General features: G+C 36.5%; 14 protein-coding genes and 1 riboswitch. Of the genes, 4 read left to right on the top strand and 10 right to left on the bottom strand.

Annotated elements, in window-relative coordinates; genetic code table 11:
• Window positions 1-357 precede the first annotated feature (357 nt).
• The 4 genes from M0051_RS17070 to M0051_RS17055 all read left to right on the top strand — a co-directional run bounded on the left by M0051_RS17070 (window position 358) and on the right by M0051_RS17055 (window position 4027).
• Window positions 358-1086, top strand: coding sequence for a polyprenol monophosphomannose synthase (locus tag M0051_RS17070; protein WP_373568321.1), 729 nt, complete (start codon window positions 358-360; stop codon window positions 1084-1086).
• 31 nt (window positions 1087-1117) lie between these two features.
• Window positions 1118-2458, top strand: coding sequence for a dihydroorotase (locus M0051_RS17065; RefSeq protein WP_306742746.1), 1341 nt, complete (start codon window positions 1118-1120; stop codon window positions 2456-2458).
• A 21-nt stretch (window positions 2459-2479) separates the two neighbouring features.
• Window positions 2480-2992 carry a hypothetical protein gene (locus tag M0051_RS17060; RefSeq protein ID WP_306742745.1) on the top strand — a complete coding sequence of 171 codons (513 nt, stop codon included), beginning with the start codon at window positions 2480-2482 and terminating at the stop codon, window positions 2990-2992.
• Window positions 2993-3085: 93 nt separating this feature from the next.
• Complete coding sequence (locus M0051_RS17055) at window positions 3086-4027, top strand: 2-hydroxyacid dehydrogenase (protein WP_306742744.1); 942 nt, start codon at window positions 3086-3088, stop codon at window positions 4025-4027.
• 59 nt (window positions 4028-4086) lie between these two features.
• Here M0051_RS17055 and M0051_RS17050 read toward each other — a convergent pair whose 3' ends face one another.
• The 10 genes from M0051_RS17050 to M0051_RS17005 all read right to left on the bottom strand — a co-directional run bounded on the left by M0051_RS17050 (window position 4087) and on the right by M0051_RS17005 (window position 18112).
• Entirely contained in the window at window positions 4087-4725 is a 639-nt protein-coding gene (locus tag M0051_RS17050) for a hypothetical protein (RefSeq protein ID WP_306742743.1), read from the bottom strand.
• Between the two features lie 127 nt (window positions 4726-4852).
• Entirely contained in the window at window positions 4853-5392 is a 540-nt protein-coding gene (locus M0051_RS17045) for a hypothetical protein (RefSeq protein WP_306742742.1), read from the bottom strand.
• Window positions 5393-5556: 164 nt separating this feature from the next.
• A complete protein-coding gene (locus M0051_RS17040) occupies window positions 5557-6096 on the bottom strand; it encodes a hypothetical protein (protein WP_306742741.1) in 540 nt (179 codons plus the stop codon).
• A 121-nt stretch (window positions 6097-6217) separates the two neighbouring features.
• Window positions 6218-7177 (bottom strand): methylenetetrahydrofolate reductase, encoded by a 960-nt coding sequence (locus tag M0051_RS17035; protein ID WP_306742740.1) that lies wholly within the window; start codon window positions 7175-7177, stop codon window positions 6218-6220.
• Window positions 7178-7342: 165 nt separating this feature from the next.
• Window positions 7343-11011 carry a methionine synthase gene (gene metH, locus M0051_RS17030; RefSeq protein WP_306742739.1) on the bottom strand — a complete coding sequence of 1223 codons (3669 nt, stop codon included), beginning with the start codon at window positions 11009-11011 and terminating at the stop codon, window positions 7343-7345.
• A 1-nt stretch (window position 11012) separates the two neighbouring features.
• Window positions 11013-12272 (bottom strand): aspartate kinase, encoded by a 1260-nt coding sequence (locus M0051_RS17025; protein ID WP_306742738.1) that lies wholly within the window; start codon window positions 12270-12272, stop codon window positions 11013-11015.
• Window positions 12273-12309: 37 nt separating this feature from the next.
• On the bottom strand, window positions 12310-13500 hold the full coding sequence (locus M0051_RS17020) for a homoserine dehydrogenase (RefSeq protein ID WP_306742737.1): 1191 nt from the start codon (window positions 13498-13500) through the stop codon (window positions 12310-12312).
• On the bottom strand, window positions 13490-14524 hold the full coding sequence (metX, locus tag M0051_RS17015; protein WP_306742736.1) for a homoserine O-acetyltransferase: 1035 nt from the start codon (window positions 14522-14524) through the stop codon (window positions 13490-13492). Before metX ends, M0051_RS17020 begins: the two co-directional genes overlap by 11 nt.
• Before the next feature lie 207 nt (window positions 14525-14731).
• Window positions 14732-16051 carry an O-acetylhomoserine aminocarboxypropyltransferase/cysteine synthase family protein gene (locus M0051_RS17010; protein ID WP_306742735.1) on the bottom strand — a complete coding sequence of 440 codons (1320 nt, stop codon included), beginning with the start codon at window positions 16049-16051 and terminating at the stop codon, window positions 14732-14734.
• A gap of 474 nt (window positions 16052-16525) precedes the next feature.
• Window positions 16526-16637: riboswitch (SAM riboswitch) on the bottom strand.
• A gap of 218 nt (window positions 16638-16855) precedes the next feature.
• Entirely contained in the window at window positions 16856-18112 is a 1257-nt protein-coding gene (locus M0051_RS17005) for an aspartate kinase (RefSeq protein ID WP_306742734.1), read from the bottom strand.
• Between the last annotated feature and the right edge of the window lie 14 nt (window positions 18113-18126).

Here is an 18126-nt window from a genome sequence, read left to right as displayed (position 1 = left end):
GCATACTTTCCCGACTTTCCAAATGAAAAGCTCAAGTATTTTAACCAAAACAGGCTAACTCACTGAAGATCCGATGGAAAAATTTTTCAGGAAAACATCAGCGAATGTGTTTTTTGATTGTTTTATATGTCTATTCGCTGATTTTTTCATACGCAATCATTCGAAACAATCCGGTAGGGATAGAAGCGGCATCCTTTTTCGAAGTATGAGAAAAAGATATAGCGTATAGCCCGGCCCGAAGGGTACCGGCATAATTAATGATAGTTTTCACTCTTTTTAACGAATGTAAATGACAGTTTTATTACAGATATACTATCTTCGTGCTAATAAATTGTTTTACACATTAATTCTCTGAAGGTGACAGATAGACTTGTTATTATCCCGACCTACAATGAAAAAGAAAATATTGAAGCCATTGTAAGGAAGGTGTTCTCGCTGGAAACAGCTTTTGATATACTTGTAATTGAAGACAATTCTCCTGATGGAACTGCAGATATTGTAAAAGATTTGCAGAAAGAGTTTTCTCAACTACACATTATAGAGCGAAAAGGAAAGCTTGGCCTGGGTACCGCATATATTACCGGTTTTAAATGGGCACTTGAAAACAATTACGAATATGTATTTGAAATGGATGCAGATTTTTCGCACAATCCGGAAGATTTGGTTCGTTTATATGATGCTTGCGCTAATAAAGGTGGTGACATGGCCATTGGTTCTCGCTATGTTTCTGGTGTAAATGTTGTAAATTGGCCTATGGGTAGAGTTTTGATGTCGTATTTTGCATCGAAGTACGTTAGAATTGTAACGGGAATGAAAATTCATGATGCAACTGCTGGCTTTAAATGCTACACCAGAAAGGTACTTGAAACGATTAATCTGGATAAAATTAGATTTAAAGGGTATGCTTTCCAGATAGAAATGAAATTTACCACGTGGAAATTTGGCTTTAATATTATTGAAGTGCCTATTATTTTTACGGATAGAACACAAGGAACCTCAAAAATGAGTGGTGGTATTTTTAATGAAGCTGTGTGGGGCGTAATTAAAATGAAACTACGCAGCTTTTTCACCAAATACGAAAGATAGATTTTAAAATACTTAGAACTAAACAACCAAAATGTCGACTTATTTAATACAAAATGCCTTAATTATTAATGAGGGTAAAAAATTCGCTGGAAGTGTTCTGGTGAAAGATCAATTGATTGAAGAAATTTATACATCTGCTCCTGAAAAGGTTGATTCATCGTGGAAAGTTATTGATGCTGGTGGTAAATTGCTGATTCCTGGTGTGATTGATGACCAGGTACATTTTCGTGATCCGGGAATGCCACATAAAGGTGATTTGTATACCGAATCGAGGGCTGCTGTAGCAGGTGGTACCACTTCCTTTATGGATATGCCCAACGTAAAACCACAAACAGTTACTCAAGAATTACTTACAGAAAGATACAAATTGGGTGCTGAAAAATCTTTGGCCAACTATTCTTTCTACATGGGTGCCACCAATGACAATTTGGAAGAGATTTTAAAAACAGACCCTAAATCGGTTTGTGGAATTAAGATATTCATGGGATCATCGACAGGAAATATGTTGGTGGATGACATTGATACCCTTTCGCAGATTTTTGAAAAAGCTCCTCTTTTGATTGCTACGCACTGTGAGGATACGCCAACCATTGAGAAAAATCAAGCTGAATACGTTGAAAAATATGGAGAGAACATTCCAATGGAATATCATGGAGTGATCAGAAGTGCAGAAGCTTGCTACAAATCTTCATCGAAAGCTGTGGAATTGGCTAAGAAATACAACACGCGCCTTCACATTCTTCATTTATCTTCCGGAATGGAAATGGATTTGTTCAACAATTCGATTCCTTCGAAAGACAAAAGAATTACTACTGAAGTTTGTGTGCATCACTTATGGTTTGATGACAAAGATTACCTAACAAAGAAATCAAGAATACGCTGGAATCCTGCCATTAAAACTAAAGCAGACCATGATAAACTTTGGGAGGCTTTACTTGATGACAGATTGGATGTAATCGCTACTGATCATGCACCTCATACTGAAGAAGAGAAAGATGGCAATTACTTAAATTCAGCTGGTGGAGGTCCATTGGTTCAACATTCGCTTGTGGCTATGTTGGAGCAAGCACGACGCGGCAAGATAAGTCTTGAAAAAGTGATTGAAAAAATGTGTCACACTCCTGCTGAGATTTTCCAGGTTGAAAAAAGAGGTTTTATTCGTAAAGGATATTACGCAGATTTGGTATTGGTTAAGGAAGAAGATTGGACTGCCAACAAAGAGAACACATTGTATAAGTGTGGTTGGACTCCTTTCGATGGAGAAAAATTCCAATACATGATTGAAAAAACTTTTGTGAATGGTCACTTGGTGTATGACAATGGTAAGTTTGACGAAAGCACGAAAGGTATGCGCTTAAGTTTCGATCGTTAACAAACACATTATATATAGAACATGAAAAAATTCTATTATATCTCAACAGCTCTGATCATTTCAGGGCTGTTTTTGTTTTCTTGCCAAAACAAACCAAAAAATTCACTTGCAAAATCTGAAGGTAAACTTATTGCCGATCCAATTACTTACGAGGTGATTGTAAAAAATCCGAATCCGGATGATGAATGGCTGAATGAATGCCTGGAGAATACCAATAGCTCCTACTTAATAGAGCAAGTTTTGAAAGAAGTAAAAGCTGGTAATTTAAAAGCGTATGATTATTACGACAATCACGAATTATCCATTTGTGAAATCGAAGAAATTATTACAGTAAATGATTTAAATGGGAGAACAGGCAAAATTCAGTTTGAAGAGAATTGGTATTGGGACAAGAATCAGTTACAACTCAAAAAAGAGGTTAAAAAACTGATGTTTGGCTTCGAAATATTTGATACTACTGGAAAACTGAGAGGTTATAAAGCCAGTTTTGTTGTTGATTTAGAAAGAGTGAATGAGGAATTACATTCTAAATAAATGCTCTGGTTTATAAATTTCAATCTATTTTTGCATGAAATCCCGGAATCATAGAATCTCCTTATTCTTGATACCCTTAACTTGATACGAAAAATGAAAGTTCTATTTATAGATTCAACGCACCCTCGTTTATTGGAGATGCTGAAAAATGCAGGCTTCGACTGTACTTACGCTCCTGAAAAAAACAAAGAGGAACTACTTGAAATATTTCCTGAGTTTGATGGTTTTATCATTCGAAGTAAATTTAAATTGACCAAAAGTGAACTTGATATCGCTTCTAATCTAAAATTTATTGGTAGAGTTGGTGCAGGCCTGGAAAATATTGATGTGGAATATGCAGAAAGTAAAGGCATTAGATGTTTTAATGCTCCGGAAGGAAACCGCGATGCCGTTGGTGAACATGCCGTAGGTATGCTTTTAACTCTTTTCAATAATTTGTGCCGCTGCAATTGGGAAGTTCGCAATGGAATGTGGAGACGTGAAGAAAATCGTGGGATTGAGATTATGGGCAAGACCATAGGGATTATTGGATACGGAAACATGGGCGGAGCCTTTGCACAAAGACTAAAAGGATTCAGCTGTAATGTAATTGCCTACGATAAATACAAATTTGACTATACCGATGAATATTGCCAAGAAAAGCAATTGGAAGATTTGTTTGAACAATGCGATATTTTGAGTTTGCATGTACCGCAAACCGAAGAAACCATGTTTATGGTGAATGATGAATTTCTGAATCAATTTAAAAAACCGATTTTCCTTATTAATACTGCACGTGGTAAGGTGGTTCGTATTGCTGATTTGGTGAATAATCTAAAATCAGGACAAGTAAAAGGAGCTTGTTTGGACGTACTGGAATACGAAAAAACTTCTTTCGAAGATTTGCACGCATCAGAACTTCCTGCTGAGTTTCGATATTTAATTGAAGCGGAAAATGTTTTGTTGAGTCCGCATGTTGGTGGATGGACCCATGAATCGAACATTAAACTTTCCGAGGTCACCGCACAAAAAATAATCGATGAGTTTGCATTATAAATATCAAAAGCCTCAAGTCTAAAGATTTGAGGCTTTCTCTTTTTATTTATAATTCTAATTCAAAATTGTGCAACCAAATCCGGCTCTCTCATAAAAACTGATTGCCTTTGCAATTGATCTGCCAAATCATACAAAATTTCAATCTCAGATGAATTGGTATACCATCCTTGTGTTGTATATATTCCAATAAAAGATCTACCTTTTAACTCTGTTATAAAATCAAGATTTAGCATGTTTATCCCGACTCTTAACCGACCATCAAAATCGAAAACTTTTAAGATTAAATTCTGAATTTTATTATTGGTAAAAATCTTATTGGTACCAATTGCTGTAAACTCATCGAACACTACCTGAGAATCAAATGTGTTAGTACCTGTTTTATAATATTTCTTTTTCCCAAACAGACTCATTTTGTCCAGTATATGTTTTTTTCGAACACATATCTTTGTATCTCCTGAAACATCAATAGGAAAAAAAACACCACTATAAATTGAAAAATTATCCAATCTACGAGAATCTCTAAAACAAGCAAAAAAGACTCTTTTGAAATCATTTCCAGGTATACTTACAAATCTTCGCTGGTAAGTCAGAGGATGTAGTGCATTAGAAGGATACACTTTCTTGCTAAAATCAATTTTGCGATGCGTTTTAAGAGCAAAATCTTTTAATTTTTCAATAGCAGATTTTTCTTTTTGCATTTGGCAGCTGTGGTTTTAATGATTAAAGTTTATCTAGACATTAATATACTTCAATTTCTATTCAGAATCAAAACACATTATTAACAAACTGTTAGCAACTTTAACCCAACCAAAACTAAATGATTATTTATTTAAGTTTATAGGCAACGCCAATTCCAAGATAATTATAAGCTTCATCTGTTATTTCTATTTTAGCTTCAACCAAAACAGATAAGCCATTACCAATTTCCATATCTACTCCAACCGGTAACCAAAGAGCAACTCTTGATTTATTAATAAAATAGTCACCATCTAATCCAGATGTGAATTTAATATTTGATCGAATTGGTGTACTGTATTTCACAGCTGCATCTAATGCCATTTTACTAAAATGATGTGCCCCAACTGACATTGAGAACTTTTCTGCAAGCCACAACTCTAAATCAGCACCATAATAACCATCTCTATTTAAAGGGTCGATACTTACCCCAAGATCCATTTTCTTTCCTAATCCATATTCACCATGGAAAAAAGTTCTAAAATCTTCACTCCCATCAAAAATAAAAACTCCAGGCTCACAAGCAACAACCAACTCTCCCTTTTTTAAGATATCAGAAGAATCAAAAATTTGTCCAAATGATGCCATTGATCCCATCATAAATGTTAATGCAATTATAATCTTTTTCATTTTCAGTTATTTTAATATTATTTATTACCAAAATACTAAATTAACAATAATTCATAATTTAAAAACATAAAAATAAATAAAAATTCATCATTTAAATTCTTTTTAGTTTACTTGCATTAATCATTTTAATATAAACACCTAGATTGAAAGGTTTTATATTTACTTTAAAATCCATAGGCCATACCAACTCCAAAATAATGGTAAGCCTCATCGGTCAACTCAATTTCCGATTCCATAATTAAGGACCAACCATTACCAACCGAAACTCTTATTCCTAATGGAACCCAAAGAGGAATTTTTGTTTCATCTCCAAATACAATATCCATATCTAAACCGGTAATTAGTTTAGTACCTCTTGCCAATGGTACGGTAACATTTGCCGTTCCATCCAATGCGATATCATGAAAATGGTGTGCTCCTGCTGATAATGAAAGCGTTTTACTGAAACCAAATTCAATATCTCCACCATAATAATTCTCATCACCAAAAACACCGAACTTTGCTCCCAAGTCAATATTTTGTCCTAATCCAACACCTGCGTGAAAAAACATCATAAATTCAGTTTCACCATCGAAAACCAAAAGGGATGGTTCAAAACCTATTGCAGCTTCTCCTCCTTTTAAAATTCCAGATGTATTAAAAACCTGAGCTTTTGATAAAAACGCTCCACTCATCAGTAACAATAGAATAATTGTCTTTCTCATATCTTTCATTAATTATCAATTCTATTTTTAAACTGAGACAAAGCTACTTTTATTGCAGTTTCTGCATAAAAAAATCCCTCTTCAGACTTGAAAAGGGATTTGATTTTGTTTCTAATTATTGTTAATAAATTGCTTTTGCAATATCTCTAACGCAACCGGATGCCATTAATGTGTAAAAATGCAATGATGGTACACCATGTTGAATCAACTCTTTGCTTTGCTGTATTCCCCACTCCACTCCAACTTGTTTTACCTCATCGTTGGTTTTACACTTACGAACTTCGGCAGCCAAAGCCTCTGGTATTTCTGTTTTAAAGATTTGTGGAAGCACATTTAATTGCGACAAAGCTGATATTGGTTTAATTCCAGGAACAATGGGAACATTAATTCCAGCTTCTCTCACTTTTTTCTCAAAATCGAAGAATTTTTGGTTATCGAAAAACATTTGCGTTACGATATAATCTGCTCCGGCATCTACTTTTTTCTTCAGCCAATATAAGTCCGATTCCATATTTGGAGCATTTTCGTGTTTCTCAGGGTATCCGGCAGTACCATAAGAAAATGGCGTTTCGAATGGCTCAACATGAGTTCCATCCAAAAAGTTTCCTTTATTGATATCGTTCACCTGTCCAATTAAATCAATAGCGAACTTGTGCTCTCCTTCGCTCGGAATGAAATCGTGACGTGGTGATTTATCTCCTTGCAAAAGCAATAAATCATGAATGCCCAAAAAATTCAGATCCAATAATGCATTTTCTGTTTCTTCGGGAGTAAATCCGCTACAGATTACATGAGGAACAACTGTAATTTTGTATTTATTTTGAATGGCAGCTGCTACTGCAACGGTACCCGGACGCTTGCGAGTAATCTTCTTTTCGAATCCTCCATTGGGCGATTCAACAAAAACAATCTCATCGCGATGAGCCGTAATATTAATGTACTTCGGATCGAATTCCCGAAGCTTTTCGATGGTATTAAATACCTTATATATACTATTACCCCTTAAAGGAGGCAATAGTTCAAAAGAGAAGTGTGTGGTTTTATTCTCAATTGCTTGATTTAAATGTTCAATTACTTTCATCCGTTTATTATTTTATTATCAAAGTCGGATGGAACTTACCATGAATTAAATAATTACTGTTACATGTGGTTTAATAATTATTTAATCATGGACGCTTCATCTGGTTAATTTTAGATGTGAGATTTTATTAAACCTCAAAAATCGTATTCTAATAGTTTGATGTTTCTACAAAATTGCTGTCAACAATTTATTGGCTTCCTTTTCTGAGATTCCCTTGCGTTCAGCGTAGTCTTTTACCTGATCTTCCTTGATCTTATCAATCGAAAAATAAATTGCATCGGGATGAGCCAATACCAATCCACTTACGGAAGCTGCCGGGTACATGGCAAAACTTTCTGTTAATGTAGCACCAATATTCTCCTCAACCTGCAAGAAGTCCCATAGTACTTTCTTTTCGGAATGTTCAGGCAATGATGGATACCCAAAAGCCGGGCGAATTCCCTGGTATTTTTCGCGCAACATTTCTTCAACGCTCAGGTCTTCTCCATTTGCATATGCCCAATCTTCCTTTCGGATTTGCTCATGCAACAATTCTGTATAAGCTTCAGCCAATCGATCTGCCAAAATCTTAATCATTATGCTGTTGTAATCATCATTTTGCTCAGCATATTTTTGCAAGCTCGCTTCTATTCCAAGCCCTGCAGTTACAACAAATGCACCTATATAATCAATCTTTCCAGACTCAAGAGGAGCCACAAAATCGCTCAGACACAAATTGCTTAGGCCTTTCGAGAATTTTTCCTGCTGACGAATTTGAGTGAATCGCTCCAGCTCCGAACTTCTCCTTTCATCAGAATAGATCACAATATCATCGCCCACGGCATTGGCTGGGAACAGTCCGTAAACAGCACTCGCTTCCAAAAGATTCTCTTTCTCAATTTGGTCCAACATTTTATTGGCATCGTCGAAAAGCTTCTTGGCCTCATCCTTGTAATCCGGATCTTCCATAATTTCAGGATACATGCACTTCAATTCCCAAGCTACAAAGAAGAAAGTCCAATCGATGTATTTTCTAATCTCACCTATTGAGAAATTTTTCTGTACTTTTAAGCCAGTTTTCTTTGGCTTGTACATTGGCGATTTTTCCCAGTCAATTGCTTCTGCGTTTGCTCTAGCTTCTTCCAAAGAATAATATTCAGCAGATTTCTGTTTGGCATGATTCTCTCTCACCTTTTGATATTGTTCTTTCACGCTATCCAGGTAATCGCCACGTTTGTTTTTATCACACAATTTCTTGAAAATACCTACCGACTGAGAAGCATCACTCACATGAACAACGCCATTCTTATAATTGGGTTCAATTTTTACTGCCGTATGCAATTCCGATGTTGTTGCTCCTCCTACTACCAAAGGAATATCGAATCCTTCGCGTTGCATCTCTTCGGCAACAAAACACATCTCTTCTAAAGATGGAGTAATCAATCCACTTAATCCAATGGCATCAACATTTTCTTTTTTGGCCACTTCCAAAATTTTCGAACATGGAACCATTACGCCCAAATCGATTACCTCAAAATTGTTACAACCTAATACAACGTCAACAATATTTTTACCGATATCGTGAACATCACCTTTTACGGTTGCCATTAATATCTTACCTGCATTTTTGGCATCTGCAGCGTTGCTTTTTTCTTCTTCTATAAATGGTTGAAGATATGCTACGGCTTTTTTCATTACCCTTGCAGATTTTACAACCTGAGGCAAAAACATTTTTCCATCGCCAAACAGCTCACCAACCACATTCATACCATCCATTAAAGGTTTTTCGATTACCTCTAATGCTTTCGGATAATTTTGGCGAGCCTCTTCAGCATCCTCTTCTATATAATCAGTAATTCCTTTTACCAAGGAGTAAGACAATCTCTCATTTACTGATTTTTCCCTCCAAACATCCTTTTTTTCCCCACATGTTCCTGCTGATTTTAATCCTTCGGCAAATTCTATTAAGATTTCAGTAGCATCAGGTTTCCTGTTCAACACTACATCTTCCACCTTCTCTAATAATTCCGGTTCAATCTCATCGTAAATCTGCAACATTCCCGGATTTACAATTCCCATATCCAAACCTTCCTTAATGGCATGATACAAGAAAACCGAATGCATGGCTTCACGAACCACATTATTACCACGGAAAGAGAAAGACAGATTACTGATACCTCCACTAATTTTTGCATGCGGAAGATTCTCCTTGATCCACCTTACGGTTTTAATAAAATCAACTGCATAATTGTTATGCTCTTCAATCCCTGTAGCAATTGCCAGTACATTTGGATCGAAGATGATATCTTCTGGCGGGAAGCCCACTTTTTCTGTTAGTGTTTTATAAGCTCTGCCACAAATTTCAATTCTGCGTTCATAAGTATCGGCCTGACCTTTTTCGTCGAAAGCCATTACCACTGCGGCAGCTCCATATCTTTTTATTTGGGTAGCATATTTAATAAATTCCTCTTCGCCCTCTTTCAAAGAAATGGAATTCACCACGCTTTTTCCTTGCACGCACTTTAAACCAGCTTCCAAAACAGACCATTTCGAAGAATCAATCATGACAGGAACGCGAGAAATTTCTGGTTCAGAAACCAACAGTTTCAAAAAGACATCCATTTCTTTCTCTGCATCCAACATGGCATCATCCATGTTCACATCAATAATTTGAGCACCATTTTCGACCTGTGAACGAGCAATTGATAAGGCTTCCTCGTATTTTTCTTCACGGATTAATCTTGCAAATTTTCTAGAACCCGCAACATTGGTACGTTCCCCAACATTCACAAAGTTGCTCATAGAGTTGATGCGCAACATCTCTAATCCGCTCAAGCGAGTCTCCTTTTCTACAAAAGGAATTTCTCTAGGCAAAGTATCTTTAACCACTTTGGCAATTGCAGCAATATGATCTGGTCTAGTTCCGCAACATCCGCCTACAACATTTACCTTTTTGTTCTCCAACAGCTCCTTCAAATCACTAACCATAGTTGTAGGAGTTTCATCATATTCTCCCAATTCGTTTGGCAAACCAGCATTAGGATATACACTTACATATACAGGCAATAAAGTATCCAATTGCTGGATAAATGGAATCAAATCTTTTGCCCCGAAAGCACAATTCAAACCAATACTCAACAATCTATCACACTTCATCGAAGTTACAAAGGCTTCCAAAGTCTGACCTGATAAGGTTCTTCCACTGTTATCTGTTATTGTTCCCGAAATCATGATTGGTAGATCCAAGCCCCTCTCTTCCAAAAGTTGATCTGCAGCATAAACAGCAGCCTTTGCATTGAGGGTATCGAAAATTGTTTCTATCAATAAGGCATCAACGCCACCATCAACCAAACCTTTTATCTGTTCGGTGTAGATTTCAACCAAATCATCAAAACTTACATCTCTAAAACCCGGATCTTCCACTTTTGGAGACATGGATGTAGTTTTGTTGGTTGGACCAATGGCTCCTGCAATCCATCTTGGCGTATGTAGATCTATTTTCTTAATTTCATCAATCGCTCTGCGAGCATTCTTCGCCGCTTCCAGATTCAATTCATAAGCAAGCTCTTGCAACTGATAATCAATTAAAGAAATCGCATTTGCATTAAAAGTATTGGTTTCAATGATATTTGCACCTGCTTTTAAAAATTCCAGGTGAATATTCTTAATGATTTCAGGCTGAGTCAACGTCAATAAATCATTGTGACCTTTTTGATCTGCTGAAACATTAGCAAACCTTTCTCCTCTAAAATCCGATTCAACTAATTTATATGATTGAATCATGGTTCCCATTGCTCCATCGAGAACCAAAATCTGATTTTTTAATGCCTCTCTTATCGTAAAATTTTGCTCCATATTAATTTTCAACTGTAAGATAGATTGCTGTATTGCTATTTTTTTGCTCTACTAAAACATGGTGTTTGTTTTGGATTTCTTCAATTGTAGCTGGCGTATAGTGTCGAACGGTTATTAACTCCAAATCTTCACTCAGGTCTACTTCATATTTTTTACTCAATTCACCAATTAGCTCCTCAATATTTCTAGCTGAACTATTGGCACAAAATGCAAAACTAACAGCGGTGTTTTGAGTAAAATTAAGCTTAATTCTAAACTTTGTCACGAGTGAAAAGATAAAAACCAGATCTTTTTCGCCTATAAATGAAAAATTTAAAGGTTTCAAAGTCACCATCACCTGTTTTTTCTTCACAATATAATTTGGCAACATGGGTTGGGGTTGTTCTCCTTTTGTTATCAAAGTTCCTTTTTGCGATGGATCAATAAATGATTTCACCCAAAGAGGAATTTGTTTTGCCTGCAAAGGCTTTATGGTTTTTGGATGAATTACCCTTGCCCCATAATACGACAACTCAATTGCTTCGTGATATGGAATCAAATCCAATTTGGTTGTTGTATCAAAATAATCAGGATCAGCATTTAATATTCCCAACACATCTTTCCAAATGATCATTTTATCTGCGCCAAGCAGATGAGCAAGAATTGCAGCCGTATAATCTGAACCTTCTCGCCCTAGAGAAGTGGTAAACCCTTTCTCATCACGGGCAATAAAGCCTTGAGTGATATAAAGCGCTTGTGAATCATCAATAAATTTCGCATTTGTTTTTTCTTTAGAAGATTCCCAATTGATATTGGCATCCATGTAGTTGTCATCAGAATCCAAACAAGTTCTGATATCAATCCACTGATTTTTTTGACCAGTTTCATTCAAATAACCCGAAATTATGGTGGTTGAAAGTAACTCGCCAAAACCAATCACCTGATCGTATTCAAAATTGAACTTATCAGATGATGGTTTTGAAATTTTGGTTTCCAGCTCGATGAAAAGAGCGTTTACTTCCGAGGCGATTTTCTCTGGCACTTCTTCGAATAAATCGTTGAGCACTGAAATGTGGTTCTTTTTCAGTATCTCGAAGTGTTTCCTTACTTCATCGCTTCCGGAAAAATATGCATCTACCAGTTCTTCCAACAGGTTTGTGGTTGAACCTATTGCCGAAATCACAACAGTAAGGGGTCGCTTTACCTTAGCTATTATCTGACAGATGTTTCGTATGGCAGCAGCATCTTTAACAGACACACCACCGAATTTGTATATTATCATTTTACTTTTTGATCTTAGATGTGATTTTCCCGGCAAATTATTCATCACCCAAGTAGGCTATGAAAATATCTCGTCCTTTAATTTGCTGACGAAGTCTTATCAATTGAGAAAGGTTCAAGGTTCCAATCACATAATTGAATTCTTTTCCTGTTAAAGATTCGCTGATATCTTTGAACTCAAACAAAGCCAAATCGTCTTTATCTGTATATCTCAAATAAACCTCAACCTCCATATCGTTGGTGTACTCCAAGCCTCCGTAATATTTCAGCTTTTTGTACTCATACTTGTAATCGTAAGCCAAGGCTGTAATATCTGACAATACAGCAGAACCAGTAGGATGCGCTCCTGCTCCTTTTCCATACATGAATTGGTTATCGTAGAAATTTCCTTGAATCAAAACTCCATTATAATGACTCTCTACAGTATATGCATGCTCTTCGGGTTTCACAAACTTAGGTGCAACCAAAAGGTTCACATGATTTCCATTTACCTTAGTTACTTTTCCTAGTAACCTGATTTTATATCCTTTCTGCGATGCCAATTCGATATCCTTTGGCGATAGGTTTGAAATTCCAAAATTGAAAACCTGATCAGGATGCACAAATAGTCCGAAGCCATGAACCGTTAGAATGATCAATTTGTATAATGTATCAAAACCATCCACATCAGATGTTGGATCGCTTTCAGCAAAACCTAGATCTTGTGCTTGCTTTAAGGCAATATCGTAATCCAAATTTTCATTAAAAATCTTCGTAAGAATGTAATTCGATGAACCATTCAGGATTCCACTTACCGATTGCAACAAATCATTATCGTAGTATTCTTCCAGGTTTCTAATAATTGGAATGCTACCACAAGCCGATGCTTCATATACAAATGAAACTTTGTGCTGCCATTGCAATTGAATCAATTCCTCGATATGGTAAGCCAACATTTTTTTATTGGCTGAAACCACATGTTTTCCATTCTGAAGTGCTGTCTTTACAATCTGATATGCAGCATCAGCATCATCAATCAATTCAGCAACAACATTAATTTCAGGATCGTTTAATATATCATCAGGGTTCGTGGTTAAAACTTCTGAATCTAAATCTCTCTCCTTTTCACCATCTTTTACACATACCTTTACAATAGAGGCATCCAAGCCTTTGCTATTTTTCAGAACGTGGGCCAATCCGGAACCAACAACTCCGTATCCGAATACACCTATTTTAAGTTTATTGCTCATTGATTTTGTTTTCGATTAAAAATGATTGTAGTACTTTAGTTAATTGTTCTTGTTCTAGAAGGAATCCATCATGCCCATAAAGCGAATGAATTTCCATGTATTGAGCTTGCGGAATATGATCCGCAATAAATTTTTGTTCATTGATCGGGAAAATCTGATCTGAATCGACTCCAATAACAAGTGTTCTTGATTTGATTTCATTCAGAGCCGTGATCAATCCTCCCCTGTTTCTCCCCAAATCGTGACTATCCATGATTTTTGACAAGTGCCAATATGAGTATGCATTAAATCGTCGAGCTAACTTTTCCCCTTGGTATCTTTGGTAAGAGCTTGCACGATAATCGTCAGTCTTACCTCCTTCATTTTCCTGTTGCGAATGATCGTAAGTTGCATAGGTTCTGTAACTCAACAATGCAATTGATCGAGCCACTCTCATTCCATTCAACCCGGCCTCGTCATTCGATTCCTTCCAGCTTGGATCAACTTCTATCGACATTCTTTGCGATTCGTTGAAAGCAATCCCCCAAGGTGAATGTTTGGCATTCGATGCCAAAACCACCAAATTATCTAACTTGCCATTCAACAAGTAAGCCCACTCCAAGGCTTGCATGCCTCCCAGTGAGCTACCAATCATCATATGAATGCGATTTATATTTAAATGTTTTCGTAAAATTTCGTGTGCCGCCACCAAGTCGCGTACGGTCAATTGCGGAAAATCGTGATAGTATGCTTGTCCATTCTCTGGATTTTTAGATAGAGGTCCCGTAGTACCGTAACATGAGCCAATAAAATTGGCACATACGATAAAATAATCCTTGGGATTAAAAAAGTCCTTCTCTCCAAAAAGTCCTGACCACCAATCGAAAACATCTGAATTGGCAGTAAGTGCATGACAAACCCAAATCACATTATTTCGCGAAGGATCGTACTCCCCATAGGTGTGATAAGCAATGGTCAACTCTTTAAGGCATTCACCCGATTCAAGTTGTAAACCTTCTTTATGGATGTAACAATTTGGATTCACTGGTTAAAAATTTTGATTATTGTTGTTTTTGTTTTTGCGAATATTCCTTGAAATAAGGATGTTTAAAGTACTGTTGAAATCATTTTCATTCATCTATCAAACAGTAAATCAATACAAATTATTCCTGTTTGATGCCGATAGATCTTTTAAAGAACATTAGAACTGAAAGGAACTAATGTTCTATTAAAAGACTTTTCGGTGTAAGAACTAATTGATTGTCTCTACATTAATGGCCTTTTCAACCGCTTGCTTGATGTCCGCTTTGATATCTTCAATATGCTCTATACCAACAGATATTCTTAGCAAACCTGGCTCAACTCCTGATGCTTTTTGTTCTTCCAAAGTCAATTGCTCGTGAGTTGTTGAACTTGGATGAATGATCAAAGTTTTTGCATCACCCAAATTGGCAACATGTGAAAGCAATTCTACTCCATCAACCAATTTATCGGCAACTTCTTTTCCACCTTTCACTTTGAAAGTAAGTACCGAACCAGCACCTTTTTTGAAATATTTCTTTGCTCTTTCGTAGTATGGACTCGATGGTAAACCAGGATAATTTATCTGTTCCACCCAATCTTGTTCTTGCAACCACTCTGCTAATGCTAAAGTATTTTCGACATGACGATCCAAACGAAGCGAAAGAGTTTCCAATCCTTGTAGTAGCAAGAATGAATTGAATGGGCTCTGGCTACATCCGTAATCTCTCAAACCTTCCACTCTTGCACGAATTGCAAATGCAATATTTCCAAAAGGTCCATCTACTCCAAACACATCCGAGAAAACCAGACCATGATAACCTTCAGATGGCTCCGAAAACTGTGGGAATTTCCCATTACCCCAATTGTAATTTCCACCATCAACAAGTACACCACCAACTGCAGTACCATGACCACAAATCCATTTGGTTGCCGATTCAACTACAACATTTGCTCCATGTTCCAATGGACGGAACAAATATCCTCCAGCTCCCAGAGTATTGTCAACAATTAGTGGCAAATCGTGTTCTTTTGCAATTGCTGATACCTTCTCGAAATCAGGAATTGAGAACTTTGGATTTGGCAATGCCTCTACGTAAATCGCTTTTGTGTTTTCATCGATTAGAGGTACAATGGTTTCAGGATAATCGATATCAACAAATTTACATTGAATGCCCAAGCGCTTGAACTGCACCTTGAACTGATTGTAAGTTCCACCATAAATTTGTGAAGCGCTTATGAAATTATCTCCTGCTTCCAAAATATTGGTCAAAGCCAAGAATTGAGCTGCTTGACCCGATCCTGTTGCAACTGCGGCAACTCCTCCTTCCAATGCGGCAATTCTCTTTTCGAAAACATCATTGGTTGGATTCATTAATCGAGTATAGATGTTTCCAAACGCTTTTAAGCCAAACAGATCTGCTGCATGCTTCGAGTCATTAAAAGTGTAGGCTGTAGTTTGGTACAAAGGAACTGCTCGTGAATTTGTTGTTGCTTCAACTTCTTGTCCTGCGTGTATCTGTAGTGTTTCGTATCTTAAATTTTTTGACATGGCGATTCTTTTTTTGAACAAGCTTTTGGATGTTAGCTATTTGCTTTTAGCTATTGTCATGATGAATACTTTATACACATCAATATTCAGCTTTAAGCTTAATCCTTGATTTTAAAATTGGTTAATTGGTTAGAAGCGAAAGGCTTCTGATGGTCACAAATTCCGTATCTATCTCATGCACAACCAATCTGAATGCTTCGATAGATTCAGTTTAAATTGTATCAATTCCTATTTCTGAAAATCAGAAACAATTGAAAAAGTAAATTAGAATTTGAATTCCCTGGTTCGGAGTTATTTTATACGCACCAGCATCTAAAAAATTGGGAAAGAATTTAGACAGAATGCGTTACAGCATACGCATCATTCGCTGCATTCGCATCATAGTGGTAATAGATGCCAAAGTTTGCAACTGAATGTTTTGCTCTGGTTGAGCCTGCTTTTGATTGTGAATTTCTGTCTTCTTCATGATCGTTTAATTTATATTCACCAAATTAAATGGTCAGGATTTGACACCTTTCAGCTTTTGGTTTTGCCGGGGTTGTCAGAAGGTCATCGAGCCTGTTCTCTCACTTCTTCTGTATAAATTAATGATATCCTCCTGCGAGTATTACCTTAAATATCTGCAACAAATATAGGCATGATTTTTTAATCTCCAAATAAAAGAGGCACAACTCTTAATTTTTATTTCCTGAAAATGTGCAAACTATACCTTATATATGCAAAGATGATTTTTTTGTGAAAAAAATTTTAAAAAGAAAACCCTGAGTTAAAACTCAGGGCAAATTATAATGAATTTCTATCTGTTTATACAATCACAAATTGCGCGGTATCTCTGCTTCGCTGTTCCAATAAAATTTCTCTTCCGGCAGTCATTCTCTCCACCGCCTCATCATCGTGATGACGAATGGTAATTAGTTCTACATCATCGTTGTACTTCACTTCAAAATTCTCTGAAATTTCATCCAATAAATTACTCAATCTTCTCTCCGATTTATCTACACATACCGAAAAGCTAATTGCCGAATTTTGAGTTAAATTCACCTTCATACGATGCTTTGCAAATAGTGCGAACAAGGAACTTAAGTTTTCCTCCAAAATGAAAGAAAAATCCGTTGGTCGAATGGATATTAACACCTGATCTTGTTTGCGAATATAAACTGGCAATTGCTTTTCCATCTGTTTGGATGCAGTGCTAATTAAAGTGCCAGGTTCGCTATAGTTGATAAAGGATCGTACCTGCAAAGGAATCTTCTTTCGCTTAATAGGTTGAATAGTTTTGGGATGAATCACTTTCGCTCCATAAAAGGCCAACTCAATGGCTTCCTGGTATGAAATTCTTTCCAACTTTTGTGCATCATCCAGCCATTTCGGATCGGCATTCATAATTCCGGGAACATCTTTCCAAATTGACAATTTATCTACATCCAAAATGTAGGACAGAATTGCAGCTGTATAGTCCGATCCTTCTCGACCTAAAGTGGTGGTTTGATTGGTGGTGGTTCCGCCCAAAAAGCCCTGTGTTACATACACAAAAGTATTATTAAATCTAAAAGCTTGAGGTACCAGTTTTTGTGATAATTCCCAATCAATTTTTCCTTCCCGATAACTGTTGTCCGTTTTTAAGCAAGTTCTGATATCGACCCATTTATTTGGCGATCCACTTTTGCGTAGATATTCCGAAACAATGGTGGTGGAAATCAACTCGCCAAACGAAACAATCTGATCGTAATCAAAATCGTAATCCAAAGTTGGTTCTCCTTGCAAATAGCAATGAAGTTGCTCGAACAGTCGAGTTACTTTTTCATAAACCGAATCTTCCTTATTTGCAAACAACTCATGAATGATGTCGAAATGATAAGACTTTACCTCGAGAAACTTTGATTCTACCGAATCTGATTTTGCACAAAACTCATCGGTAATTTGCTCCAAAGCATTGGTTGTTTTGCCCATTGCCGAAAGAACAATAATGGTTTCGTCTTTATAAGATTGAACAATCTTTACAAAATTCTTGACACCCTCGGCACTATTTACCGATGCACCTCCAAATTTAAATATGTTCATGTAAAATTACTTAA

The sequence above is a fragment of the Marinifilum sp. D714 genome, from assembly GCF_030851345.1.
Lineage (GTDB): Bacteria > Bacteroidota > Bacteroidia > Bacteroidales > Marinifilaceae > Marinifilum.
This window is presented reverse-complemented; position numbering and strand designations above follow the sequence as displayed.